The sequence below is a fragment of the Sulfurovum sp. genome (assembly GCF_015493435.1).
Classification (GTDB): domain Bacteria; phylum Campylobacterota; class Campylobacteria; order Campylobacterales; family Sulfurovaceae; genus Sulfurovum.
The window spans coordinates 1-25798 of the sequence record NZ_WGDD01000052.1 but is presented as its reverse complement, the minus strand read 5'-3'; the positions used below and the strand labels follow the sequence as shown (position 1 = coordinate 25798).

The 25798-nt window shown below is 44.8% G+C and carries 20 protein-coding genes and 2 riboswitches; of the genes, 5 read left to right on the top strand and 15 right to left on the bottom strand.

Going from position 1 to position 25798, the window contains the following annotated elements; genetic code table 11:
• Positions 1-217: 217 nt before the first annotated feature.
• The 5 genes from F8L24_RS09215 to mqnE all read right to left on the bottom strand — a co-directional run bounded on the left by F8L24_RS09215 (position 218) and on the right by mqnE (position 6251).
• Positions 218-2041: a citrate/2-methylcitrate synthase gene (locus tag F8L24_RS09215; protein ID WP_294954908.1), complete on the bottom strand. Its 1824-nt coding sequence runs from the start codon at positions 2039-2041 to the stop codon at positions 218-220.
• Positions 2042-2053: 12 nt separating this feature from the next.
• On the bottom strand, positions 2054-3364 hold the full coding sequence (locus F8L24_RS09210) for an ATP citrate lyase citrate-binding domain-containing protein (protein WP_294954905.1): 1311 nt from the start codon (positions 3362-3364) through the stop codon (positions 2054-2056).
• 112 nt (positions 3365-3476) lie between these two features.
• Entirely contained in the window at positions 3477-4568 is a 1092-nt protein-coding gene (locus F8L24_RS09205; protein ID WP_294954904.1) for a hypothetical protein, read from the bottom strand.
• A 14-nt stretch (positions 4569-4582) separates the two neighbouring features.
• Positions 4583-5152 (bottom strand): aminodeoxychorismate/anthranilate synthase component II, encoded by a 570-nt coding sequence (locus F8L24_RS09200; protein ID WP_294954902.1) that lies wholly within the window; start codon positions 5150-5152, stop codon positions 4583-4585.
• A gap of 37 nt (positions 5153-5189) precedes the next feature.
• Positions 5190-6251, bottom strand: a complete 1062-nt coding sequence (gene mqnE / locus F8L24_RS09195) for an aminofutalosine synthase MqnE (RefSeq protein WP_294954900.1) — start codon at positions 6249-6251, stop codon at positions 5190-5192.
• Between the two features lie 59 nt (positions 6252-6310).
• Between mqnE and F8L24_RS09190 the strand changes: the two genes are divergently transcribed.
• From F8L24_RS09190 to F8L24_RS09180, 3 genes are read left to right on the top strand one after another with little or no spacing between them, the layout of a single operon-like run.
• Positions 6311-8776, top strand: a complete 2466-nt coding sequence (locus tag F8L24_RS09190) for an HD domain-containing protein (protein ID WP_294954897.1) — start codon at positions 6311-6313, stop codon at positions 8774-8776.
• 2 nt (positions 8777-8778) lie between these two features.
• Positions 8779-10587 carry a glutamine--fructose-6-phosphate transaminase (isomerizing) gene (gene glmS / locus F8L24_RS09185; RefSeq protein WP_294954894.1) on the top strand — a complete coding sequence of 603 codons (1809 nt, stop codon included), beginning with the start codon at positions 8779-8781 and terminating at the stop codon, positions 10585-10587.
• Positions 10588-10594: 7 nt separating this feature from the next.
• Positions 10595-11401: a cold shock and DUF1294 domain-containing protein gene (locus F8L24_RS09180; protein ID WP_294954891.1), complete on the top strand. Its 807-nt coding sequence runs from the start codon at positions 10595-10597 to the stop codon at positions 11399-11401.
• 95 nt (positions 11402-11496) lie between these two features.
• Here F8L24_RS09180 and F8L24_RS09175 read toward each other — a convergent pair whose 3' ends face one another.
• The 9 genes from F8L24_RS09175 to thiC form a co-directional block, all read right to left on the bottom strand.
• A complete protein-coding gene (locus F8L24_RS09175; RefSeq protein WP_294954888.1) occupies positions 11497-12201 on the bottom strand; it encodes a choline/ethanolamine kinase family protein in 705 nt (234 codons plus the stop codon).
• On the bottom strand, positions 12182-12790 hold the full coding sequence (gene pnuC, locus F8L24_RS09170; protein WP_294954885.1) for a nicotinamide riboside transporter PnuC: 609 nt from the start codon (positions 12788-12790) through the stop codon (positions 12182-12184). Before pnuC ends, F8L24_RS09175 begins: the two co-directional genes overlap by 20 nt.
• 46 nt (positions 12791-12836) lie before the next feature.
• Entirely contained in the window at positions 12837-14900 is a 2064-nt protein-coding gene (locus F8L24_RS09165) for a TonB-dependent receptor (RefSeq protein ID WP_294954882.1), read from the bottom strand.
• A 64-nt stretch (positions 14901-14964) separates the two neighbouring features.
• Positions 14965-15075, bottom strand: a riboswitch (TPP riboswitch).
• Positions 15076-15138: 63 nt separating this feature from the next.
• Positions 15139-15945, bottom strand: a complete 807-nt coding sequence (gene thiD / locus F8L24_RS09160; RefSeq protein WP_294954879.1) for a bifunctional hydroxymethylpyrimidine kinase/phosphomethylpyrimidine kinase — start codon at positions 15943-15945, stop codon at positions 15139-15141.
• A complete protein-coding gene (locus tag F8L24_RS09155) occupies positions 15945-16580 on the bottom strand; it encodes a thiamine phosphate synthase (RefSeq protein WP_294954877.1) in 636 nt (211 codons plus the stop codon). The genes thiD and F8L24_RS09155 overlap by 1 nt, the downstream gene beginning before the upstream one ends.
• A 103-nt stretch (positions 16581-16683) precedes the next feature.
• Positions 16684-17496 carry a thiazole synthase gene (locus F8L24_RS09150; RefSeq protein WP_294954875.1) on the bottom strand — a complete coding sequence of 271 codons (813 nt, stop codon included), beginning with the start codon at positions 17494-17496 and terminating at the stop codon, positions 16684-16686.
• 82 nt (positions 17497-17578) lie between these two features.
• Positions 17579-17782 (bottom strand): sulfur carrier protein ThiS, encoded by a 204-nt coding sequence (gene thiS, locus F8L24_RS09145; protein WP_294954872.1) that lies wholly within the window; start codon positions 17780-17782, stop codon positions 17579-17581.
• The gene (locus tag F8L24_RS09140) at positions 17782-18897 is read right to left on the bottom strand and encodes an FAD-dependent oxidoreductase (RefSeq protein ID WP_294954871.1); all 1116 of its coding nucleotides are present in this window, start codon (positions 18895-18897) and stop codon (positions 17782-17784) included. The genes thiS and F8L24_RS09140 overlap by 1 nt, the downstream gene beginning before the upstream one ends.
• Before the next feature lie 187 nt (positions 18898-19084).
• Complete coding sequence (gene thiC / locus F8L24_RS09135) at positions 19085-20977, bottom strand: phosphomethylpyrimidine synthase ThiC (RefSeq protein WP_294954870.1); 1893 nt, start codon at positions 20975-20977, stop codon at positions 19085-19087.
• A 99-nt stretch (positions 20978-21076) separates the two neighbouring features.
• Positions 21077-21184: riboswitch (TPP riboswitch) on the bottom strand.
• Between the two features lie 411 nt (positions 21185-21595).
• On the opposite strand from thiC, the gene metE reads away from it, so the two are divergent.
• Positions 21596-23863 (top strand): 5-methyltetrahydropteroyltriglutamate--homocysteine S-methyltransferase, encoded by a 2268-nt coding sequence (gene metE / locus F8L24_RS09130; protein ID WP_294954869.1) that lies wholly within the window; start codon positions 21596-21598, stop codon positions 23861-23863.
• Positions 23864-23893: 30 nt separating this feature from the next.
• Here metE and F8L24_RS09125 read toward each other — a convergent pair whose 3' ends face one another.
• On the bottom strand, positions 23894-24157 hold the full coding sequence (locus tag F8L24_RS09125) for a hypothetical protein (protein ID WP_294954867.1): 264 nt from the start codon (positions 24155-24157) through the stop codon (positions 23894-23896).
• Between the two features lie 268 nt (positions 24158-24425).
• Here F8L24_RS09125 and F8L24_RS09120 point away from each other — a divergent pair, with 268 nt between their 5' ends.
• Positions 24426-25337 (top strand): hypothetical protein, encoded by a 912-nt coding sequence (locus tag F8L24_RS09120; RefSeq protein ID WP_294954865.1) that lies wholly within the window; start codon positions 24426-24428, stop codon positions 25335-25337.
• The last annotated feature ends 461 nt before the right edge of the window (positions 25338-25798 follow it).

Sequence of the window (25798 nt, the reverse complement as noted above, 5' to 3'; positions counted from 1 at the left end):
ATCTTAATTTATGCTGTAATATCCTGCAGCTTTGGTCATATTAAATATGGAATCTTAACAATGTGTGTCAGTGATGATAGCAGATATTTGCAATATCATTATTTTGTTTTAGCATTTGGCATGGCCAAACCTACAAATGAATAAATTAGGGAAAGTGAAGTTTAAAAGTAGAAAAATAAATTGGAAAGACACGGAAATCCGTGTCTTCTCTGTATCATTACGCTATAGGTTCAGCCTTTTGTACATCATAGAGAATGTCATCCATAGGGTGACGGTACATTGGCATAGCCAATCTTTTCTCATCAAGTACATGACCGATGAAACCAATGGATCTACCGACGATGAAGAAGGCGTTGAGTGTACCTGATTCGATGAACTCATTGATATCTTCTTCAGAATAGCCCAATGCTCTCCACATATCTACCATGAGAATACCGATAGTACCATCCACATTGAGAATAAGGTTCTCTTTCTTGGATGTAGTGAGTGCTTCAACCGTTTTTGCATAGTCAAGAAGCGGTGTAGCAGGGAAATGTTCTGCTGCATAATTCATAAGACCGGTCACTCTGAGATCCGGGTTCTTAAGAGATTTGATTCTGTGTCCGATACCGGGGATAGGAACACCCTGTTTTTTCATGTAGCTGAGGAACTCTGCCGGAGTGAGGTCATTGTCATCTGCATACTTGAAATACTTTGCCGCACCGTCTATTGCACCGCCAAATCTCGGACCTATTGTCAAGAGACCTGTTACCAGTGATTCAACCACTGATTTACCGGCTCTTGCAGTTACTTTCGCATTGTGCGCACCGGAAACGGCAGGACCATGATCTGCAACTGTTTTAATAACAGTTTCAATAAATTCTGTTGCCCATTTCGGATACTGCTTTTTAAACCATAACAATGAAATAACATCACCGATACCTTTACCTGTATCCGGTGTTGCTACAGAAGAGATAGGGAAACCGGCGTAGGTTGCCTCTTCTCCTCTGTCGTCGGAGATTGTACAGATAAAGTGCTTAGGTCTTCTTACCTTTGGAATGATTCTGAGCTCTGGTTCTTCGATCTCACCGATCACACCCTCTGCTCTAAGCTTGTTATAGACTTCAGCGATCTTTGCCGGGAGATCATTAAATGAATCCGGTACGTAAATCCCTGCTTCAGCCATTGCTTTATTCTTTGCTGCCGCAGTTTCAGCATCCGCATTCGCAGAAGCACCTGCATGGCCGAACTGAACACCTGAGGAGAAGTGCTTGGCGATCGTACCGATACACCACGCGATGATCGGTTTCTTGATTCTGCCGTCTTTGACAGCTTCGATGACTTTATATTCTTCTGTACCACCTACTTCACCCAAAAGTATCATATATTTTACATCAGGGTTTCTTTCCATTCTGAGAAGGTTGTCAATAAAAACGGAACCGACAAACCTGTCTCCGCCGATCGCAACACCTTCTGCGATACCGTCAGCATTGATCGCAATAATATTGGACAACTCATTGAAAAGACCACCTGAACGTGTCACAAGACCACATGAACCTGCTCTGTGCAGTTTGGAATTGATGATATTCGTAATTGTACCGCCAATATTTGCAATTTTGAATGCACCCGGAGCAATGGCACCTACTGTTGCAGGTCCGATTACTGTGACACCGGCATCTCTGGCTGCCTGGTTCATTTTTCTTGCCAGTCTTTCCGGGATACCTTCAGCCGTGATCATAATGGTCTTGAACTGTCCATCGATTTCTATCGCTTCCATAGTAACATCGTATGCTGTTCTGAATGATGCAAAATTTAGAAGTACATCTGCCTGAGGCTGTTCTTTGACCGCCTCTGCAGTCGAGGTATACAAAGGAACCATGATTTCATCAGGTCCGTAAAAGAACTTTTCAAATTTGTTACCGCTTGTCGGAGCAACAATGGCTGCTACAGAAGGCTTTTCTCTTCCTATAGTATAGTCATAATCCAACATTCTCTGGATCGCTGTTTTGTTGTTGTTCCAGAAGATCGCCTGTGTATCTTTTGTAAATAATCTATTTTCCATTCTCTTTTCCCCTTACTTCTCTAATGCCATTCTAACAATGTCAGTAACATGTGTTTCCGGTCCGTAGACTTCAATATCGAGTCCCAGTCTGTCTGCTGCTTCTTTGATATCTTTCAAGCCTTTCTCATAATTTGGGCCACCACGTCTTACATAAATCTTTGTATTGTGTGCCTTTAGCTTATCTGCATACTCTTCAAATGCCTGGATGATACCCGTAAATGTTTTTGCAACATCCGTAAAGTTCGCAATCGCGCCACCGATAATAAGTACTTTTCCTCTTGGGTCATCGTACCTTGTCATCAAATCAAAGATGGTTTCCGCATAGAATTTGGTCTCACCTGTTGTCGGTCCGCCTGAGTACTCACCATAGTTCGCCAAATCTTCAACCCCCGCAAAGTCAGCAATGGTATCTGCATACACCACTGAAGCACCGCCTCCGGCAACCATAGTCCAGATACGGCCCATCGGATTGAGAATAGTAAGCTTGAGAGAAGCACCTGATTTACTGTCTGCTTCAGCAATGGCTTTCTCTTCCTCAGACATATCTTCCATACCGAATGCAGTTGGGAATTCAATGTCACCCCAGGCATCTTTCATCATAAAGCCTGCCGTATCGTCAAGTCTTGCAACCAGGTCAAGAATCGCCATCTCACCACCGTCAAGCATAACGATCGGATTGATCTCAAGATAGGCAAAGTTCATATCTCTGTAGAATTTGAAGAACTGGATAGCGAATGATGCAAATGCTGCCTTATTCTCATCAGGAATATCCTGGGGAATATGTGATTTGACCATTTTTTCCATATCGGCATCAGGCATATTGATCGGAATATGTACTTCATTGACCTTTTCGTCCCAGCCTTCTTCAACTTCCATACCACCCTCGGCTGACATGAAAAGTACATCATCTTCACCGACAGTTGTTGCAGAGATATAATACTCCTGATCCTGTGTATGCGGTGTGAACGGCTCTACAATAAAGTGTGTCAGATGGCCCTTTTCTCCGGAGAGAAGTGTTACATCGTGAGACTGTTTCTCATCGATCCACTTTGCTGCATCTTCCAGAGTAACATCGCCGGGCTTTTCTACTCTAAAGAGTACAAGGTCATTCTTACCCCTTTTACCGAACAGCATATCGGGTTTTGCAACTAACGGCTCCTGGTTCAACCATTCAAAACCGTGTTCTTTTGCTTTCTCTCTCAGTTCGTCTCCACTGGTAACCAATACTGACTTGAATCCATAATGGAAACCATCAAAATATTCGTTCCAATGTCTTGCAAAAATTGCTTTACCATCGTACTCTCTAATCGCTTTTTGAGCCATCGAGTTCTCCTTTAATTTAGTTCTTGATAGTTTAACATGAGATTGTTTTAACTTTTGTTTATGTAATTTAAACTATAAGTAGAAAAAAAATATTGTGTATTTTAGAAACAGTTTATTGCTTCGTTTCGCAGGAATGAATACCATAATATCGTAACTGGTATCTTTCGCGTTTGCTGTCTGTATCGAAACAGTTTATCCCTTTTGACTTTAGATTTTTTACAAGATAATAGGGTTTGTAAATGCGTTTCGCAAAATGCTGTTCCGGATTGGGCATCATGTTATACAGCGTTTGATGAAAAACGATGATCATTGCGCTTAAAAGCAAGAATGCCATAACAACATAAAAACCGCGCCTGTACCATCTTTGAAATTCGGGAAGCCTCACACGTATGGAATGGTTAAACTGATCAAGCATCAAAACCACTGCCGGCAGAACGTAAGGAGCAAAATCTGTGAGGTAAATGCGCTGTCGGATTGAGAGCAGGAGAGAAAAAGCGAATGCCGTAAATGAAATGTACCAAATAAGGTTTTTCTTTCCCCGCAACAGTATACGGTACATCGTGTAAAAAAAATAAAGGAATACCAGCGGAGAAAAAAGTGTTGCATAAAGACCGAATATCTCGGCAAAATGGCCCGTCGGTCTTCCTCCGATATTAATACCCTTTGCCAGGTAGATAAATACCAGCAGGAAAGCAGATGCGACGATAATCAGTTTTTTGTCTTTATATATCATACCATAGAAAAGCAGGGCCACAAAAAAGATGATGGATGCTTCATGGATGAAAAAAAGTGCCAACAGGATAAAAGGCAGCCATACAGTCTCCCCTTTTTCATAGAGCAGCACAAAAAGTAACACCAGAGGCAGTACAATAATGCCGATATTTGCCATGGTACTGGCTGTAATAATACCCGGCAGAAGCATAAAGATGAATGTTGCAAGATAGGCATCTTCACGTTTTTTGAAATGTCTCCTGCTGAGTTCGTAAAAAAGCCAGATACTTAAAAAGCCAAAGAAAATAAAGAAAATACGCAATCCAAAAAATCCGGGAACATGCTCTTCGCTCCACTGTAGCAGGATAGCAGCAATATTGTGAGAAGCATAAAGAAGTTTTGCTTCATGCGGACTGATAGGCGTAGTGATCGCCAAATAAAGGACAGCACCGATGTAAAGAGTCAGGGCTACAAGAAAATGCTGTTTTTTCATAGCAGGTAAAGTACTTAGAGTTTTAAGAAGTTATCCAGCATTTCATGACCATATTCGCTCATGATCGACTCAGGGTGGAACTGTACTCCGTAAATCGGCTTGCCTTTGATCTGCAGGGACATGATCTCATCATCATCTTTGCTGTGAGAAGTTGCGATGATACATTCCGGCAGTGTCTCTTTCTCTACAGTAAGCGAATGATAGCGTGTGGCTCTGAATTCGTCAGGCAAATCTTTAAAGATAGGTGTTTGTGCATCTACAGAGATTTGTGAAGTCTTACCATGCATCATATGTTTTGCCCTGACCACATCTGCACCAAAAGCCTGTGCAATGCTCTGGTGTCCCAGGCAGATACCGAAGATAGGTACCGTATCGGAGAATTCCCTGATCACATCGAGGGTAACACCGGCATCATCGGGTGTGGAGGGTCCGGGAGACAGAATAATCTTTGCGGGATCGAGTGCTTTGATCTCTTCAATGCTAAGTTCATCATTTCGGATCACCTTGAGATCTGCCCCCAGTTCACGGCAGTACTGTACGACATTGTAAGTGAAACTGTCGTAGTTGTCTATCATTAGTACCATACTTTTTTCCTCGTGCTTGATAGTGATTATTTTAGCATCAATAGACTTTCAGCTCGTTATAGAGGCTGTCGCGTTCTACAGGCTGAAAACCGGAATTCCTGATCATAGCTACAAAATCGTCAAGATTCATACCGTGTGCAGATGCCGCTCCTGCCGCAGACTGGATGGACTCTTTTTCTATGGTTCCGTCCAGATCGTCCGCGCCGAACTCCTGGGCGATGAGTGCAAGATTGATCGTAGAGGTTGCCCAATAGGCTTTAATATGCGGAATATTATCCAGCAAAATACGTGCGATCGCATAGGTTTTAAGCACTTCCTGCCCTGTCGGGAATTTTTCAACCTTGAGAAAGTTATTCTCTTTTTGATAAACAAGCGGGATGAAGGCATTGAACCCTCCTGTTTTGTCCTGAAGGTCACGCAGGCGAATCATGTGGTCGATACGGTGTGCTCTTGTCTCTACATGACCAAAAAGCATTGTAGCATTGCTCTCTTTGCCACGCTTATGCCATTTTTCATGAATTTCGAGCCATTGGTCTGATGTTACTTTGCCTTTACAGAGATATTCACGTACTTTCTCATCAAATATCTCCGCACCGCCGCCGGGCATGGAATCTACACCGTTTTCGATCATCCGATCAAGTACCTCATCATACGTAAGTCCGTATTCCCGCTTGAGAAAATCGATCTCTGCAGCCGTCATCGCTTTGATATGAATATCAGGAAACGATTTTTTTATCTTTCTGAAGGCTCCCATATACCATTCAACACCGTCGTGGGGATTGTGTGCTGAGACGATATGCATTTCTTTGGCACCGTTTGCAACGGAATTTTTAACAATTTTCAGAATCTCATCATGATTCATAGTGTACTGGTTAGGATTTTTTCGGCTGGCAGAATAGGCACAGAATTTACAAATGTCGGCACAAACATTCGTAGGGTTGATATGGCGGTTGATGTTAAAATAACTCTTGTTCCCGTATTTTTCCCGGCGTATTTCATCGGCAAGTTCTCCAAGCGTATAGAGATCAAGATCATACAGCGCTTCCCCTTCTTTCTGACTCAACCGTTCTTTGGCACGTACCTTTTCTATCAAATCCATCTGTATATATCCATAATTATTTTTGGGTATTATAACACTTATAGATTAGGAGTTACTAAGTGAACAAAGTCAAAGCACAGATCGAAGAGTTACTTTACAGCAATGCTCCCCATTTTGAGATCGCCAAAGTTCTGAAAAAAGATATCAAATGCTACTTTGATACCCTTGAAGAAACCTTTACGACTTCCGGTGGCAAAGATTTTCTTGTCAAACATACCAAAAAGATAGATACCGTACTCAAACTCGTCTATCAGGTGGCCCAGAGAGATATGTTCGGCAATTATGCCCCGTTAAAAAATGCTATACCGCTTGCACTCGTTGCACTCGGTTCCTACGGAAGGGAACAGCTGTGTGTTTACTCGGACATTGACCTGATGATCGTTTATAAAGATATCCCCGGATACAATGTCAAAGAGATGATCGAAAAGATACTCTACATTCTTTGGGATACCGGGTTGAAACTGGGACATCGTGTTCATACAGTCGAGGATCTCTACGCCGTTTCAAAAACGGATATTACCATTAAGACCGCACTGATCGAATCTCGTTTTATTGACGGTTCACATTTCGTCTGGACGGAGACAGAGAACGCCATTGCCAAGATACGCCATGATGAACCAGAAACATTCATCAGACTCAAACTTGAAGAACAGGCGTACAAACACCGAAGATTTCCGCTGACAATGGAACCTAATCTCAAAGAAGGCGTAGGCGGTTTCCGCGATGCCAATCTGGTTTTTTGGATCGGAAAGATCTTTTACAATGTTGACAGCATCAGAGAATTGCCTGCAGAAATCGTTGAAGAGAAAGAATACCGCCCTTTCCGTATTGCACTGGAATTTCTCTTCAGGGTACGTTCCGCACTCCATCTTGCCACCCATAAAAAGGAGGACAAACTCCGTCTTGATCTCATTCCGGCCATCGCAACGCTTCTCGGCTATGAAGCAAGCAAAGAAGGGCATATGAAGTTTGCCAAAAAGGTGACAGAAAGCCTCAAAGTGATCCGTCTCTACAGTACGATCTGGCTGGAGAGACTGACAAGAGACTATATCACCCCCCATACTGACAAAAAATGCATTTATCCCAAAGAAGCAGATTTCAACGGGCTGCTGCAGCAACTGTGTACCTCTGCAGATGAACCCTTCTATGCACATCCTGTGTTTTTCAAGCAGCTTCTTGTCGCAGATCGGCCGGAACGGCCTGACGATGCACTTTACCAAACCATTCATGCTTTTTTTTACCGGCCTCATGCCTATTCTATTCTCAGTACACTCTCTTTCTGCGGATTGCTCAAATATGTCATTCCTCCGGTTAAGAAAATCGTAGATCTTCCCCAGTTTGACGGATACCATCAGTACGCGGTCGACATTCACTCCCTGCGCTGTGTCTACTCGCTTGAACAGATAGAGGATCCATTCATCGAATCATTGTATATCCGGCTCGGCAAAGAAGAGAAAGCCATGCTCAAACTTGTTGTTTTTCTCCATGATGCCGGCAAGGGGCGTAAACGTGACCACCATCTCGTCGGTGCTTCACTTTTCAAAGTTTTTGCCAAAAAGCTTCAATTTGAGCCGACACTCATTCAAATGGGCGAAAGACTCATTCACTATCATACACTGATGAGCAATGTGGCACAGAGAGAAGACCTTTACAATGAAAAGGTCATTATCGCTTTTGCGTCCCATTTCAAGACAAAAAAGCTGCTTGATATGATCTATATACTGACTTATGCCGATATGAACGGTGTCGGCAAAGACATTTATACGTCCTTCAATGCACGTCTTATCAGAATACTCTACCAACGCTCACTTGAAGCACTGGACCACACTATGATGATAGATGAAGCCGCCAAACGGATCAAGAAAGAACAAAGTCTCAAGCGCAATGCAGATTTCCTTTCCCTCAGCCGGACCCAGCAGCGGAAGATCCTTCAGATCCCCTCCGATCTGCTCTTTTTGCGCTATAGACCGAAACGTATTATTGCCATCGCCAGAAAAGCTTTTGAATTAAAGAATTATGCCTTTTTGATCAGCAATGAAAACAATCTGGTCATTGAAGTCATTCGGAAAGAATCTTTCAATCTTGGTTATTTTCTGGCCAAACTTTCTGCATTTGATGTTGTCAATATGGATATCTGCAAACTTTTCGATGACCTAAAATATTTTAAGATCGATTTTTCAGTCAAAGCAAATGAAGAGGATCTTATGCTGATCGAAAACATTCTGCACAAGTCATTTGACCCAAAGCAGAAAAGTACAATGCCCACACCCATCATCAAAAAGAATGAAATCGAGATCGACTGCGAACATTCCAAAACCTACGCTATGATGAAACTGCATACCAATAATCAGAAAGGCCTTCTTGCCTATACCATCAACCTCTTCGATATCATGGGTATCGACATTGTTTCTGCTAAAATACATACGTTGAAAAAACGTGTCAGAGATCTCTTCCTCATCGAAAAGAATGGAAATTTCTGCCATAATACGGATACTATTATCAATAAATTAAGCAGGGAAGAATAGCGATGTGCGGAATTGTAGGATATATCGGGCCGAAAGAGAAAAAAGAGATACTGCTTGAAGGTTTGCAGGAACTGGAATACAGAGGATATGATTCCGCCGGTATTGCTGTGATAGAAGGTAAAAAGCTCAACAATTTCAAAGCGATCGGAAAACTTGCGAACTTGAGGGAAAAGACCAGAGATTATGTTTCCGAAGGCTTTGGTATCTCCATCGGCCATACACGCTGGGCAACACACGGCAAACCAACAGAACTCAATGCCCACCCCCACCTCGGAGAATATTCCTATGTTGTCCATAACGGGATCATTGAGAACTATCAGGAACTCAAAGAAGAGCTGCAGGCTGAGGGGGTACAATTTCTCAGCCAGACAGACACGGAAACCATCGTACATCTCTTTGAACGCTATCACAATAAAATGAACGATCCCTTTGCCTCCTTTCAGAAGACCATCGAAAGACTTGAGGGGGCTTATGCAATCCTGCTCATCACCGAGGCAGCACCCGACACTATCTTTTTTGCAAAAAACGGTTCGCCGATGCTCATCGGTTTTGACGGAGACGAAGTTTATTTCGCTTCTTCCGATACCCCTATTATCGGGAAAGCGCATGAAGTCTACTATCTTGAAGACGGTGAATACGGATATGTCAAAGGGGGCGAGGTCCATCTCTTCAATGTAGAAGGACCAAAAACATTCACAAAGCAGCCCCTTACCGCTGACAAACTCTCTGCACAGAAAGACGGATACCGTTTCTTTATGGAGAAAGAGATCTATGAGCAGAGCTATGTCATGTCCGAGACCATCATGGGCCGTGTACTGGCTGACAAAATTGTCCTGGATGAACTGGACGGTGACTTTTTTGAAGGGATCAATGCCATCAAGATCTGTGCCTGCGGTACTTCTTACCACTCCGCCCTGACCTCGGCCTACCTTTTCGAACGCATTTCAAAAGTCCGCTGTGATGTAGAGATCGCTTCGGAGTTCAGATATAAAGAGCCGTTATTGAGCAAAGATACGCTTTTTATTACCATTTCACAAAGCGGCGAAACAGCCGATACACTCGAAGCACTGAAAATGGCAAAACGTGCCGGGCTGAAAAGTCTGAGCATATGCAATGTAGACAACTCTTCCATCGTCCGGGAGAGTGACGCTGCCATCCTGACACGGGCAGGCATAGAAAAAGGGGTTGCAAGCACCAAAGCGTTTGCCACCCAGACAATGGTACTCTGGATACTCGCACTTTATATGGGACAGGAGAAAACAACCATTTCTGCAGAAGTAATGCGTAAAGAGATCGATGCGATCCTTCATACCCCCAAAGCACTGGTCGTCACGGACTCGTTGCATGCCAAACTGACCAGACTCAGCAAACGCTACCTGCATGGACACGGTTTTTTCTTCATTGGGCGCGATATTTTCTTCCCGCTTGCACTTGAAGGTGCGCTCAAACTCAAAGAGATCAGCTATCTGCATGCCGAGGGCTATCCTGCCGGAGAGATGAAACACGGGCCTATCGCCCTCGCCGATGCCGACCTCTTCACTGTTGCACTGATGCCAAAGACCATGCATTACGACAAGATCAAATCAAACGTAGAAGAGCTCTCTGCCAGAGATGCAACTATTTGCGCCATTTCGCCTGAACCCTTTGAACTGGCCGACGACTTCATTCAGACAAAGTATGACACACATCCGATGCTGGAATTCTTTGAAATGATGGTCGTGACACAGCTGCTTGCACTGGAAATATCGGTACGTCTCGGGAATGATGTGGATATGCCGAGGAACCTGGCGAAGTCTGTTACGGTGGAATAAATTATAAATGCATAAGAAAGGTATTATTACAAAATGGAATGATGATAAAGGATTTGGCTTCATTACTCCTTTAGGAGAGAAAAAGGAAATATTTGTACATATTAGTGAATTTAAAGATCGTACAAAACGTCCATCATTGAATAAACCTGTTGTATACACACTTTCGCAAACCAAAGGCAAACCTTGTGCCATTAATGTTCAAATTGACAATAACAGTTCTTTTATACGTAAAAAAGGAATTTTGACAAAATGGAATGAAGAGAAGGGTTATGGTTTTATTACTCCATTAGGAGAGAAAAAAGAAATATTTGTACATATTAGTGAATTTAAAGGACATCCTTTATTAAATGAAAGAATTTCATTTACACTTTCCAAAGATAAAAGTGGTAGAACTTGTGCTACGAATGTAATTGCATTTAATCAAGCAAGATTAAAGTTTGAATCACAAAAAACAAGTCGCATAAAGTTATTTTCACTATCAATAATTATAATATTTTACGGTACACTTCTTTACTTTACATTAAATCAAAAAATAGAAGCATATATTCTCCCCTACTACCTGTTCATAAGTACATTTACATTTTATATATATGCAAAAGACAAAGATTATGCACAAGATGGAAGCTGGAGAGTCTCAGAAAAAACATTGCATCTATTATCTCTAATTGGCGGATGGACTGGTGCACTGATTGCTCAAGATAAATTACAACATAAATCAAGTAAACTAAGTTTTAAACTAACTTTTTTCATAACAATATTATTTAATTTATTACTTTTATATATTCTTAATTCGTTATCATCTAACTTCAGATAGTAAAATTTGAACATTTTAATGTTGTCAGGATGCAACATCCTACAAATGACAATTTTTCCGTAGGGTGCTGTGGGGACACAGCACCCTACGCAACATCAAGTATTATCTTGAAACCATTGTTCACACAACGCTTTGTAAACGGTCTTATACGCTTCCAGTTTTTCTTTCTCCCATCCTTCCATTCTGAAATACGATGCCAGAAAATAGGCTTCATCCAAAAGATCCAGATTGAACTCCACGCTGACTGCCGCCAGATCAAAATAGCGGTCATTGATGCCCGCGAATTCCCAGTCTATCAGTTTCAGTCCGGATGCTGAGAATATGAGGTTTTTCGGATTGGGGTCATTGTGGCACAATACCGGTTCTTCGGGAAATGTTTCAATGACTCTAAAAACTTCTTTCAACCCATCACTGATGCTGCCGAACATCGTTTCAAGCGGTATAACTTCAGCGTCTGTTTGGAGACAGTGCACCTTTTTGAGCACAGTGGCAAGCCTCGCGAGATCTTCTTTCTTCAATGATGTTTTGTGTTCCCCTTCCAAAAATTCACATACCATCAGATTTTTTGAAAGGTCCAGTATCAGCGGCTGGGCTGCAATACCTTTTTCATAGGCCAAGAGCTGTACCCGGTATTCCAATTCACGGTTACGGTCTTCAAGCTTGAATTTTCGCAGAAGATAGGGCTTCTCCTCTGCGTAAAAAATATAATTCTCATTGGAATATCCCTGCTGGGGAAGGAGTTTGGGTCCGACAATCTCTTTACCGGAAAAAGGAGGATAACTATGCAGATCGATGTTCACGATATACCTTGAGCCAGCTGGCATAACCGTAGAATGCCAAGATCACATACAGGATGAACAGCACGATGGTTGCATAATAACCCGACCTGTAATAGAGTACTATGGCGGTCGAATCTATGACCATCCAGTACAGCCAGTTCTCCAGTACTTTTTTTGCCATCATCCAGGTTGCTATGCCTGAAAAGACCATGACAAAGGCATCATGATAGGCAAACCTGGCTCCGGCATATGTTTCAGAAAGATAGCCGAGGATCACAGCCCCCAAAAGCCCAAGGATCATAAATATGAGATGTCTTGACAGCGGCCATCGGCTGATGGCAAGGGTCTCACCGTATTCATCTTTCTTCCAGAGTATAAAACCGTAGACGGCCATAACCATATAGTAGAAATTGAGGATAGAAGAGGAGAGCAATGCACCGTCCCAGAAAATAACCGTATAGATCAGTGTACTGAAAAAAGCAAAAGGCCAGGCCCACTGGGACTCCCTGGCAGCAAGCAGTACGTAGCAAATACCCAGTACTGTCGCTGTGATCTCCCATCCGGACATCATTGCGAATGCTTCGAGAATACTCTGCCAGCCCAATTCCATGTCAGTATTGTCCTTTTACCCTGTAGTCTGTTTGCATCTTCATACCTTAAAAATCGTAACTTGCAGTCAAACCAAAGGTCCTCGGTGTTCCTTTTTGCGTGTACAAGGTATCTGCATAATCTTTTGAAGGATCATTTCCAAAATAGAAACCTCTTACATCATATTCGGTATCTGCCAGGTTTCTGCCCCAGAGTGTTACACCAAAATTGCCGTTTGTGTATTCTATACTGCTGTTAAGCAGTGTGTACGCATCGGATTTTTGGTTATGTGTGTTGGAGAAATAATAGCTTCCCATTCCTTCAACATTGGCTTTGAAGCGCCAGTTTTCTATAAAATCATAATCAAATCCGACATTATACTGATAGTTCGGCGACTGTGCCGGCGCCCTGCCTGTCATTTCCGGAGTGTACGCATCAAATTCTGCATGAAGCAGTCCCAGTTTGGTATACAAATGCAGTGTCTCTGCAGGATAGTAGTCAAGCTCTGACTCCAGTCCGTAGTAGGTTCCTTTGGCCGCATTGTCAAAATAGTCCGAAAAGCTTCGGCTTTGTTCAATATAGGTTTTAACCTGCTGGTCCCTGCGTTTACCGTAGAAAAAGTTCAGTCTGTTCACAAGTTTGTTGTCAAAATAGTTCGAATTGACCCCAACATCGAGATTCCACAGTGTCTCAGTCTGATACGTCCTGTCTTTGGCCGGTATGGTATTGTCCGCATTGACACCGCCGGGCTTGTAGCCTCTGGAAAGTGTGACATAGTAACGTGCCGTCTCATCTGCCCTGTAGCTCAGACCGATCTTGCCTCCGTAAAGATTTTCATCCGTATTTTCCGTAAAGGCATTGGAATCACGATAGTCTACTTCCCAGTTTTCGGTTCTCAATCCCAGGGTAAAGACAAGTTTATCGGTCAGTTCACTGTCTATCTGGCCGTAGATCGCCTTATTTGTCGTATCGTAATTATGTGTAAAAGTTTCCCAGTGGTCATCCATAAAATGGTTTCTTGTCAAATCTTCACTGTAATCTTTATAATAAATACCGAAAGTCCATGCAGTCGTACCGTTAAAGAGTTTTCCCGATTCATCTGAAATCATACGCATATCAAAGTCGGTCTGCTTTCTGTTTCTGAGATACTGGTCAAACCAGCTGTACGGCCACAATGAATCGTCAAACTCACCGACATATGACCAATCCTCATCATAACTGTATTGGGAATCTGAATTGCTGTGACTCAAAGAAGTGATGAGATGCATACCGCTGTTGACCTGATAAGTCGATTTCAGGGCAAAAGCATTGCTCAGCAGGGTATCTTTCCCCGGCATATCGGAGTGGGATACCCATGAATTGTCCAGAGTAAAGGCATCGTAGCCGTTGTCTATGTCTACATGCATCACGGTCAGGTCAATCGTATGCTCGTCACTCACATGCCATTTCAGCTGTCCGTTCACAGTAAGCTCATCAATGTTGTTGGTATCGTCTCTGCCGAGATAGCTGTTCTTCATATAGCCGTCGCTGCTGTTCTTGTAGACAGAGATTCGTCCAAGCAGCCTGTCATCGATGATACTGCCGCCGACTGCCGCACCGACTGCTTTGGTATTGTAATTTCCGACTGTTGCTTCAAAATGGCCGGTATACTCTTCTGTGGGTTCATTGCTTTCAACCACAATCACCCCGGCCATCCCGTTTGCACCGAAGGTTGTTCCCTGCGGTCCGCGAAGTACTTCGATCTGCTTGACATCAAACAGAGTGATACCCAGCGGATTCTGGGAAAAATCAATACCATCGTAAATAATGCCCACGGAAGGATTGACCGGCGTTTCGAACTGGCTGCGTTCTCCTATACCTCTGATCTGTATATGTTTCGCCCTGGATGCACCTGCTGTAAAATTGACGTTGGGTGCACTTGTCAGTACTTCGATGAACGGTTCGGTCGATTTGTCGTATAATTGTTCCTCCCCGATAACCGTCACGCTGTTCGAAACCTGTGAAAGATTCTGTTCTCTAAAGTCCGCACCGACTACAATCGGATCAAGACTGACTTCGTCGGCATAGACTGAAGTGCCAAAAAGTACTGAAGTCGCCCCAAGCGACAGTGTTAAAAATCTGGATTTTATCATAATTGTTCCCCTCATAAATGATCACTGAGGAAGAGAGATGCATAAAGCGTGATAGACATCTTGCTGTAGACATGCAACTCTTCCTTACGCCGGTATTATCCGGTTCAAGTTCAACGGGTCAGGCTTGTGCTGTCTCAGCTTACACGTAAAGGTGTCTGCTCCCCGAGAGTGATTTTGTAATTATGTTATACAAAAAATATGATTGCAGTATCCTTAAATAGGATAAAAATACTCTGATTTAGAAGAGGGGTTCTTTGCGATGGTGTATTTCATTGACATACTTCAAACGAAGTATACCGCTGTGCTGCAGTTTGTCATACAAAAATGCTTTGGCCTCTGCAACACTTTCATGCAGGGACAATCCTTTTGCAAGTCCCGTGGCAACAGCCGAAGAGAGTATGCATCCCGTACCGTGTGTATGTGTGGTTGCAACTCTTTTGCTGCTGTATTGTTCTATATTCATGTCTTTTGTGACAAGATAGTCCGTTGCAGATGCATGTGCTGTACTGTGTCCGCCTTTTAGGAGCACGGCTTTGACATCTTTTTCAAAAAAGCCTATGGCGATTTTCTGTACCTCCTGTGCTGCTCCGCAATAGGCTGTCTTTAAAAATGTATTGATCTCGGGTACATTCGGAGTGATCAGGTCAACTTTTGGGAAAAGCTCCGTTTCCATCCGTCTGACCGCACTCTTTTCAAGCAGCGACTTTCCGCTTGAACTGACCAGTACCGTGTCAAGCACGATGTTTTTCAGGCTGTATTTTTCTATGCACTCTGCAACGACACTTATAAGCTCACCGTTTCCCAGCATGCCTATTTTGACTGCATCTACTTTGACATCATCAAGAAGCGTTTCCAGCTGCAATTTGAGCATATCGGCGGAAACAGTCTGTACAGCCGATACCCCGCATGAATTCTGTGCCGTCACTGCTGTGGAGGAAGACAGGGCATATCCTCCCAGTGCATGAATTGTCTTGCAGTCTGCAACAATACCTGCCCCGCCGTAAGGATCAAATCCGGCAATACTCAGAACGGTCGGTGTAGACACTACCATGCCTTGTTGAACTTCACTACCAGTGCATGGGTCTTTGCCTTGTCTACAGCTGTTCTGTCCCCGGTCAGTACCCCCTGTATCATCGCCACTCCGTTGGCTGCACGGGTTTTCAGTACGGCATCTATCGTCTCCAGGCTGATGCCTCCGATGGCAACAACAGGATACCCGACATGTTCTGCCCATCGTTCCAAGTCTTCAATCCCTACCGGAGTATAAACCATCTTTTTTGATGTGGTTTCAAAGATCGGACCGATCGCCAGATAGGAAGGCTCAAATCCCAAAGCAATATCGATCTCTTTGGGGGTATGGCTACTGATGCCAAGACGTATACCGGCATCATGAATGGCCTGTACATCTGCTTTCCGAATATCTTCCTGCCCTAAATGGATACCGTACGCCCTGTGTTTGACAGCAAGCTGCCAAAAATCGTTGACAAAGAGTCTGGCACCGAATTCCTCTGAGACTTCAATGGCTTTGGTAATCTCGTTTTCAAGTGCTTTGCCTTCCATATCTTTTACACGCAGCTGTGCAGTACTTATACCGCATTCATACAGCGGTCTGAGTTTATCCGTCCGGTCTACGACAGGATAGATACCGAGTGGGAGTTCATCACATTTTGGGAATTTCATCTGTATCCTTATTATATTTCAATATATGACAGCGTAGCCTGTAATAATTTCAGGAGCTTTATATATTTTTACCCTCATTTCAGTCGGTGCGTGCTTACGCACCCTACTTTTCATGGTGCCAGAAAGGCGTGCCTACTGTCGGTGTGGAAGGTGAGGCGAACTCGCGCTCCTGCATCGCTCCGGCTTCATAGCCTGTGCGCCCTGCTTCTACAGCCATGGCAAAAGCTTTTGCCATGGCTGCGGGATCCTGGGCCAAAGCCACTGCCGAATTCAACAGGATGCCGTCATAGCCGAGTTCCATCGCCTCTATGGCATGGGAAGGTTTTCCTATCCCGGCATCGATGATGAGCGGCATGTCCGGAAAGGCTTCCCGAATCGCTTTCAGATTATAAGGGTTCATCAAGCCTTTTCCCGAACCTATGGGCGACCCCCACGGCATCAGGATCTTACAGCCGGCATCGACGAGTTTTTTGGCTACGACAAGGTCATCCGTTGTGTAGGGGAAGACTTCGAAACCTTTCTTGACAAGGACTTTTGCCGCTTCGACCGTTTCATAGGGATCGGGCTGGAGATTGTACTGGTCGCCTATGACCTCGAGTTTGATCCAGTGGGTACCGAATACTTCTCTTGCCATCTGCGCGATGGTGATCGCCTCTTTGGCAGAGTGGCACCCGGCAGTGTTCGGCAGTACCTCCACACCCAGATCGCGAATGATCTTCCAGAACCCTTCACCCGCATCCCGGTTGACGCCCTGACGGCGCAGGGAGACCGTTACCACCTCAGCCTTCGATGCTTTGATGGACGCTTCCATAATGGCCGGTGACGGGTACAGTGCCGAACCGATAAACATTCTCGAGTTCAGGGTTTTGCCGCCGATCTCCCAGGTATTTCGTTCTTTTTCCATATGTTTGGTCATTTTCAATTCCTCATTTTTTTGGTGCGTGTTTACGCACCCTACGCATTCGTTAAACATTCATTATTTAACATTCAAATTATTCTCATCCGCCCTGGACCGGTGACAGAATATCAATCGTATCACCATACCTGATGATGGTCTTCTCATAACTGTCAATTGCTACGAACGTGGTGTTTACGGCCACGGCAAACCCTTTTGTTTTATATTCCAAAGCCTGAATGAGCTCTTTCACATTCAAATTTTCAGAGACCTCTTTTATCTCACCGTTTACCGAAATTTTTATCATCATTTCCCCTTTCTCCCATACCGATTGTAAATACCTTCACGCAATGCTTTCTCCACGATCGCGGGAGAGAGCAGATACCCGTGCCGATACAGCCCGTTGATCCGTGTCAGTTTCTCACTGTTCTCTATGCGCGGCAGGTTGTCCCTGAAGGCCGGCCGGCAGTTCGTTTCCGAATTAACCACCCGGGCTTCCCCGAAATTCGGATGCACCGTATAGAGCGCCGAAAGCAGTTCCATCGAGGAGCGCACCGAAATAGGCGACATGTCTTCACTCTCTATCTCTGTTGCCCCTATGAGGTAACGCTTGTAGCCTGTCGTTTGTGAGAGCTTGCAGTCGGCACAATACTCCAGGTCGATCCCTTCGCATCCGTTGCCACGAGGTACAATGTAAAGTTTGTAACGCGGGTGCATCAGCCGGGTAGGACGGGTGATATCGATATCGTTCGCTTCTACCCACAGTACTTCTCCCCGTACCCCGCGCAAGTCATCAAAATGCTCTTTGGCCCCCAGGCCCCGGGTATCGAAGACCCAGTCGAACTCCTCCATCCCCTCTTCGGTATGGACTTTGCCGGGCTCTATCTTCCCGACCAGGGTGAATTCCCTGAAATCCACATTCTTCTGTCTGTCGAAATAGTTGACAGAGAAAGCCATGAAACGCTGTGCATCCACCACACCTTCACTCGGTATATAGAAACCTTTCTGGTGCGTATAGAGGTCAGGTTCAAGTGCGGTGATCCCTTCCTTATCCAAAGATTTTATCTGTTGTGCGGCATCCACTTTACGCTGCAGCATACCGATAAAATGTTCCAGCTCTCCCCTGTCCTGGGGGTGAGCGGTGATGACGGTACCTTTTTGTTGGTAACCGTCGAAAAGTCCTATCTCTTTCATCAGGTCCGGCCACAGTTCTATGGAACGGTGCCCCAGTTCGAAGATGATGGACTCCGCCGTCTCCAGTTCCGCATAGGGAGCGAGCATCCCGGCGGCGGTGAAACCTGCAGCCGTTACACCCTCTTTGGAGTCTTTTTCAAAGAACGTAATGGTGTGGTCACTGGACCTCAGCAAGTTGAGTGCGACCACTCTGCCTGCGAGACCGGCACCTGCGATGGCTATATTCATGATTCGATCCTTTTTCTTTTACTTCCTCTCCGTTGAAACCGAGGTGTGCTTTCCCCTTCATTTTTTTTAGAAAAAAACGAAGCAAAAAAAGCGTCTCTGTTCTCGAATCGCTATGCTTTCAAGGTCGTTCACAGAGACAGACACACTCCGTGTGATTATTAGGATGCGATGCAACGCATCGGTATTCTTAGGAATTCACTTCTAATTTTTCACTTTCTACGTAGATCTCACCACCCATCTCCTGGAACTTCTGGCTCATCTCATCCATGCCTTTCTGCTTTGCTGTCTCTATGTCCGTCTCCAGAGCATCGGCGTATTCTCTTACCTCAGCGGAGATCTTCATGGAGCAGAATTTCGGTCCGCACATGGAACAGAAATGCGCCACTTTGGCCGCTTCCATCGGCATGGTCTCATCATGGTACTCCCTGGCTCTCTCCGGATCGAGACCGATGTTGAACTGGTCAATCCATCTGAACTCGAAACGGGCCAGCGACATGGCATCGTCCCTCGCTCTGGCACCGGGGTGTCCTTTGGCGATATCCGCAGCATGGGCAGCCAGTTTGTAAGTGATGAGTCCCTCCTTGACATCTTCACGGTTGGGCAGTCCCAGGTGTTCTTTGGGTGTCACGTAGCAAAGCATCGCACAGCCGTACCAGCCTATCATCGCCGCACCTATGCCCGAAGTGATGTGGTCGTAACCCGGAGCGATGTCTGTCGTTAACGGCCCAAGCGTGTAGAACGGTGCTTCGTCACACCACTCCAGCTGTTTCTCCATATTCTCTTTGATCAGGTGCATCGGAACGTGCCCCGGTCCCTCGATGATGGTCTGAACATCATGTTTCCATGCGATCTTCGTCAGTTCCCCCAGTGTTTTAAGTTCGGCGAACTGCGCTTCATCGTTCGCATCGGCTACAGAACCCGGTCTGAGCCCGTCCCCCAGAGAGAAGGTCACATCATATGCCTTCATGATCTCGCAGATCTCTTCAAAATGGGTATAGAGGAAATTCTCCTGATGGTGGTGTATCATCCATTTTGCCATAATGGAACCGCCGCGGCTTACGATCCCTGTGACACGTTTTGCCGTCATCGGCACATGGTGCAGAAGCAGTCCGGCGTGAATGGTAAAGTAGTCTACCCCCTGCTCCGCCTGTTCGATAAGCGTGTCCCTGAAGACTTCCCAGGTCAAGTCTTCGGCAATGCCGTTCACTTTTTCCAGGGCCTGGTAGATCGGCACCGTTCCGATAGGCACCGGCGAGTTACGCAGGATCCAGTCACGCGTGGTGTGGATATTCTTCCCGGTGGAAAGATCCATCACCGTATCACCGCCCCATCTCGTGGACCATACCATTTTCTCCACCTCTTCTGCGATGCTCGATGTCGTGGCCGAGTTACCGATGTTGGCATTGACCTTGACCAGGAAGTTACGCCCGATAATCATCGGCTCAACTTCGGGGTGGTTGATGTTGCAGGGGATGACAGCCCTTCCCTCAGCGATCTCTTTCCTGACGAACTCCGGTGTGATCTCTTCAGGCAGGTTCGCTCCGAAGTTCTCACCTTTGAGGCGTTTTTCCCTTTCCTCGTCATTCAGGTAGCGTTTGCTCATTTCCAGGTTCTGGTTCTCACGAATGGCGATGAACTCCATCTCCGGGGTGATGATGCCCTGACGCGCATAATGCAACTGTGAGACATTGTTGCCTTTTTTCGCACGGATGGGTGTACGGTAAAGCCCCTTACAGCCTGCCGCAACAAATGCCAGCTGTTCATCCGTATTGTAACCGTTGTCCTCAGGCTTGACGATGCGCCCTTCATACGCTTCTACATCCCCGCGTGATTCTATCCATGCTTTACGAATGGCCGGGATGCCCTTTTCCACATCGATCTCTACAGAAGGGTCCGTATAGGGCCCCGATGTATCATAGACACACAGTGTCGTATCGTTGCTCAGCGAGATCTCTCTCATCGGTACGCGGATTTCTTTGTGTATGGATCCTTCTACATAGATCTTCTGCGAAGCGGGCAGCGGTTCTCTTGTCAAAATGTCGTTCGACGCGGCAATGGTCTCTTTAAATGGTTTGGTCATGATGTTTCCCTTTGAAATTTAATAAACAATAAATTTTGTAGGGAAGAGTGTAATACGCAGTGGCCGAGTACCCGTTAGGGGAATATCCGTCCATAGTAGTTCGTTACAAAAGCTCTTCCTTACGCCGGTATGATCCGGGTCAAGTTCAGCGGGTAGGCTTTTGCGGCCTTCTCAGCCTCAACTTGTGAGGCACCCCGAGAGTTTGAAATGCCAATATAAACAAAATAGGATAAATATACACTTAATTAAAAAAAATTTGGTATAATAGCGACTCATTATCAAAAAAAGGAGTAGTTATGTTACCACTTGTCAACCGACTTATCGAAGCCATACGAACTACTCCTGTTTTATTGCAAAAAGCCTGTCTGTGCAACTGTTTTTACCGACATAAAGCCCGATTGATACTTCTGTTGAACCACTTCATACCGCGCTGTCCGTACTACAATACATACTTTGCATTCAGACGCACAGGCGTACACCCTCCCCAAATCCTTTTTTCATTGTAAACATACAAACTGTCATAAACATCTATTGAACCGGTATTTTTGCTGCTGTGAGGACACAGCCCCTGCAAATACCTGATTTTTATTTATTATCTATGAAAACAAGGATACACACATGTCAAAAAATTACGTAATAGGATTTCCGAGGATCGGAGAACAGAGAGAACTAAAAAAAGTTCTGGAAAAGTTCTGGGCAAAAGAAACAGACTTCAGTGAAGTTGAAAAAACCGCATCGGAACTCAAAGCCAGACACTGGAACTACCAGAAAGAAGCGGGCATTGACTTTATTGCTTCCAATGATTTTTCACTGTATGACAATATGCTCGATACTGCCGTCATGCTCGGGGCTGTTCCGGCACGTTTTAAAGGGCTTGAGAATGAAGCACTCTATTTCTCTATGGCAAGAGGGAACAAAGAAGCTGTCGCTATGGAAATGACAAAATGGTTCAACACCAACTACCACTACATCGTACCTGAACTGAACAAGGAGGACAGTTATGCCCTCAACGCTTCCAAGATCATTAATGAATACAAAGAAGCAAAAGCACAGGGCATTACCACCAAGATAAATCTCATCGGCCCCATTACTTTCCTCGGGCTTTCCAAACGTGTGGACAGAGGAGACACCTATGAATTTTTCGGCAAAATACTGCCGCTGTATGAACAGCTTATTAAGGAGATCTCTTTACTGGATGAGAGCGTTACCGTTCAGATAGATGAACCTGTTTTTGTCAAAGACATCGAACCCAAAGTACTCAGTCTCATCAAACCATGTTACGATGCACTCTGTACTGCGGCAGACAATGTCAACATCATTGTAAGTACATACTTTGAACATTCTTCCGAAGCGACCAGGGTACTGGTACATACACCAGTATGGGGGATCGGACTTGATTTTCTTTATGGAGAAAAGAATGTTGGAAGTCTAGAAGCCATAGCAAAAAGCGGGAAAAAGCTTATTGCCGGTGTGCTCGACGGACGAAACATTTGGAAGAACGACATTGCCGCAACGGTAGCTATGCTGGAGAAGATCGCGGCAGACGTTGCAAAAGAGAACATCATCGTCTCTACCTCTTCTTCACTGCTGCATACCCCGTTCACACTCAAATATGAAGAGAAAATGGATGCAGAGATCAAAAACTGGCTCAGCTATGCGGTTGAAAAACTGGAAGAACTCAACCTCATCACCAAAACTTTCTTCGGTGAACCTTTGAGTGAAACGGAACAGCAGGCACTTCAGGCAAACCAGGCTGCCAACCAGAGCCGTCGTACCTCTTCTCTCATTCACGATGCCTCCGTACAGCAGCGTATCGCTTCCATCAGCAAATTTGAACGTGACGGTACCTATGAAGAGCGTATCGCCATTCAACATGATGTATTGAAATACAAACCGCTTGCCACGACAACGATCGGTTCATTTCCCCAAACACAGGAAGTCAGAAAAGCAAGACGTGAATTTAAAAACGGTATGATCGACGAAACACAGTACACCAAAGAAATGCAGCACTATATCGATGACTGTGTGGCATTCCAGGAAAAGTGCGGTATTGAAGTGCTTGTGCACGGAGAACCGGAGCGTAACGATATGGTCGAGTACTTCGGTGAACAGCTCAAAGGGTACGGGTTCAGCCAAAACGGCTGGGTACAGAGTTACGGAAGCCGCTGTGTCAAACCGCCGTTCATTTACGGAGACATCAGCCGTCCGAAACCGATGACCGTCGAGTGGATCAGCTATGCACAGAGCAGAACGGACAAGATCATGAAAGGGATGCTGACAGGCCCTGTGACCATCCTGAATTGGTCCTTTGTACGTGACGACCTTTCCAGGGGAGAAGTAAGCAAGCAGATCGCACTTGCTATCCATGACGAAGTAGACGACCTTCAAAAGGCAGGGATCAAGATCATTCAGGTCGACGAAGCAGCATTTAAAGAGGGATATCCACTGAGAACATCGAACATTCCTGCCTATGAAAGCTGGGCGGTCAGAGATTTCAAGATCGCTGTCAGTTCGGCAGACAAAGAAACACAGATCCATACCCATATGTGTTATTCAGAGTTCAATGACATCATCAGGACGATTGAAGCAATGGATGCCGATGTCATTTCTATCGAAACGGCCCGAAGCGGAAATGAACTGCTCAAGATCTTTGCTGAAGTAGGCTACAGGCAGGAAGTCGGACCGGGGGTTTACGACATTCACTCCCCACGCATCCCCAGTGTCGAAGAGATTGTAGATCAAATTAAGCGTCTGCTTGAAGTACTCCCCAAAGAGCAGCTCTGGATCAACCCTGACTGCGGACTCAAAACAAGAAAATGGGACGAAGTCAAACCGAGTCTGGAAAATATGGTCAAAGCAGTGGAAATTGTGAGAGCCTCGTTGTAGTATATCACGCAGAGGGTGGAATGTTACACCCTATGCGTCGTCATCGGTTTTCATATCGACAAGTTCGGCAAGAAGCTCTTTGGCTTCTTCCTCATCGATCTCATCTCTTTTGATCTCCTCAACGATCGCAAAACACTCCGTACGCATTTCACGCATTTCTTCAAGATCGTCTTTCTGTTCTTTGGAAGCAGATTTGCCTTTGTCAATAGCTTCAAAAAGATCATCGATAGCCGCTTCGAGATCAGGAATGATCTCCAGTTCCAGAAGATTTTTCAGTTTTTCTGTTGATTGCATGTGGATCCTCTATCAGTAATATTTGTCGTATTGTACCCTATCCGTGCAAAAAAAGACAGAGTCCAGGCTCTTTTTACATCTTGATGAGATGGAAATATCTACCATTCCGTGCAGCGGGATCGGCCCGGCGGTCTCCACCGTTCTCGATTTTGTAGAAGCAAAGCCATCGACTGTACTTTTACCTTATTGGAATGTATTTGTTTTTAAAATAGACAGAAAATGATTATCCTGATATAATCCCTAAAATCAAACAAGGAATCCACCACCAATGAAACAGACACTGAACTTCAGAAAAATACTTCTACCCCTGCTTATGGGAACGTTTTTATACGCTTCGCCAGCAGCAGAGACAGAGAAAGATGCACTCAGAACACTGCCTTCCCACTACAATATGATCGTTGCCTATTATGGCCGTCCTCATGTAAAAACCATGGGAATCCTCGGGGAGTACCCTATTTCTACCGTCATACAAAAGGTAAAAGCAAGAGCCAGGCAGTATGAAAAAGCCCTGGGTAATGGGCAGCATGTCACTCCGGGATTTGATCTCATTTATGAAATGGCAACCACTTCACCGGGTAAAGATGGCAAATATGTCATTACGCTGAGCGAGAAGAAGCTGATGGAATATATTCATGCGGCACAGGAAAACAACATGGTTCTCTTCATCGATGTCCAGCTTGGCAAAAATAGTCCTGCTCAAGCGGTAAAGCCCCTGCTAAAGTACCTGAAGTATAAAAATGTGCACATCGCGGTCGACCCGGAGTTCTCGGTAGACAACCTCAGCGTACGTCCAGGCAAGAAAATAGGATCGATCACCGGACCGCAGATCAATGCCGTTCAGGATCTTATGTCCGCATACCTGAGAGACAACCATATCGAAGAAGACAAGATCCTGCTTGTGCATATGTTTACGGAAAATATGGTCAGGGATAAAAAAGCTATCAGATACACAAAGAAAATACATTTGGCAATGCATCTGGACGGACACGGATCTCCGGCTCTGAAAATCAAGATCTACAACGGCCTCTATACAGAGGCAAGAGCAGCAAAAGTCGTTGGGGGGTTTAAAGTATTTCTCAAGGCAGATCATCCCGTCATGACACCCAGACAGGTATTGGGACTTGAGCCGGTCGGCAAAAGCAGAGTAAAAGATATGCCTAAGATCATTACATACCAATAAAATTCTGTCACATAATACTATTGAAGGTGACCCGTTCAATCAGTGCGGAGTTGTGGTTTTAAAAAGGATCGCATGATCCCCCCATCATATATCCTTCCTCCATTCACAGCCAACAACTGTCTGGCTGTGATACTTTCTATGGTCGTCCCACTTCGTTTTTCATCTCTTTTTTACTTCCTTGATCATATTCTCTTCCAGGCACTTTACAGTTTGACTTGGAAGGCTTTTAAAAATTTATCGTCCAAAATCTCTTAACGCGTCTAATAGAAGCTGACAATATAGAGTTAAAGTGATATTTTGACTTACATTAGGACGCCTCTAAAAACCCAACCCAAACCAACAATACGGTAAAATAGATATATCAATAGCAAGAAACAAGGAGAGCCAGATGCCAGGACTGTTTACCTACGAAGAACAACTTGAAAAGATCAATGCCCATCAACCGCCGTTGCATAAACTTG

Bases quoted from the DNA above. Each gene is read 5' to 3' on its own strand.
- F8L24_RS09215 (WP_294954908.1), bottom strand. From the start codon at position 2,041: ATGGAAAATAGATTATTTACAAAAGATACACAGGCGATCTTCTGGAAC.
- F8L24_RS09210 (WP_294954905.1), bottom strand. From the start codon at position 3,364: ATGGCTCAAAAAGCGATTAGAGAGTACGATGGTAAAGCAATTTTTGCA.
- F8L24_RS09205 (WP_294954904.1), bottom strand. From the start codon at position 4,568: ATGAAAAAACAGCATTTTCTTGTAGCCCTGACTCTTTACATCGGTGCT.
- F8L24_RS09200 (WP_294954902.1), bottom strand. From the start codon at position 5,152: ATGGTACTAATGATAGACAACTACGACAGTTTCACTTACAATGTCGTA.
- mqnE (WP_294954900.1), bottom strand. From the start codon at position 6,251: ATGGATTTGATAGAAAAGGTACGTGCCAAAGAACGGTTGAGTCAGAAA.
- glmS (WP_294954894.1), top strand. From the start codon at position 8,779: ATGTGCGGAATTGTAGGATATATCGGGCCGAAAGAGAAAAAAGAGATA.
- F8L24_RS09180 (WP_294954891.1), top strand. From the start codon at position 10,595: ATGCATAAGAAAGGTATTATTACAAAATGGAATGATGATAAAGGATTT.
- pnuC (WP_294954885.1), bottom strand. From the start codon at position 12,790: ATGGAATTGGGCTGGCAGAGTATTCTCGAAGCATTCGCAATGATGTCC.
- F8L24_RS09165 (WP_294954882.1), bottom strand. From the start codon at position 14,900: ATGATAAAATCCAGATTTTTAACACTGTCGCTTGGGGCGACTTCAGTA.
- F8L24_RS09155 (WP_294954877.1), bottom strand. From the start codon at position 16,580: ATGAAATTCCCAAAATGTGATGAACTCCCACTCGGTATCTATCCTGTC.
- F8L24_RS09150 (WP_294954875.1), bottom strand. From the start codon at position 17,496: ATGACCAAACATATGGAAAAAGAACGAAATACCTGGGAGATCGGCGGC.
- thiS (WP_294954872.1), bottom strand. From the start codon at position 17,782: ATGATAAAAATTTCGGTAAACGGTGAGATAAAAGAGGTCTCTGAAAAT.
- F8L24_RS09140 (WP_294954871.1), bottom strand. From the start codon at position 18,897: ATGAATATAGCCATCGCAGGTGCCGGTCTCGCAGGCAGAGTGGTCGCA.
- thiC (WP_294954870.1), bottom strand. From the start codon at position 20,977: ATGACCAAACCATTTAAAGAGACCATTGCCGCGTCGAACGACATTTTG.
- metE (WP_294954869.1), top strand. From the start codon at position 21,596: ATGTCAAAAAATTACGTAATAGGATTTCCGAGGATCGGAGAACAGAGA.
- F8L24_RS09125 (WP_294954867.1), bottom strand. From the start codon at position 24,157: ATGCAATCAACAGAAAAACTGAAAAATCTTCTGGAACTGGAGATCATT.
- F8L24_RS09120 (WP_294954865.1), top strand. From the start codon at position 24,426: ATGAAACAGACACTGAACTTCAGAAAAATACTTCTACCCCTGCTTATG.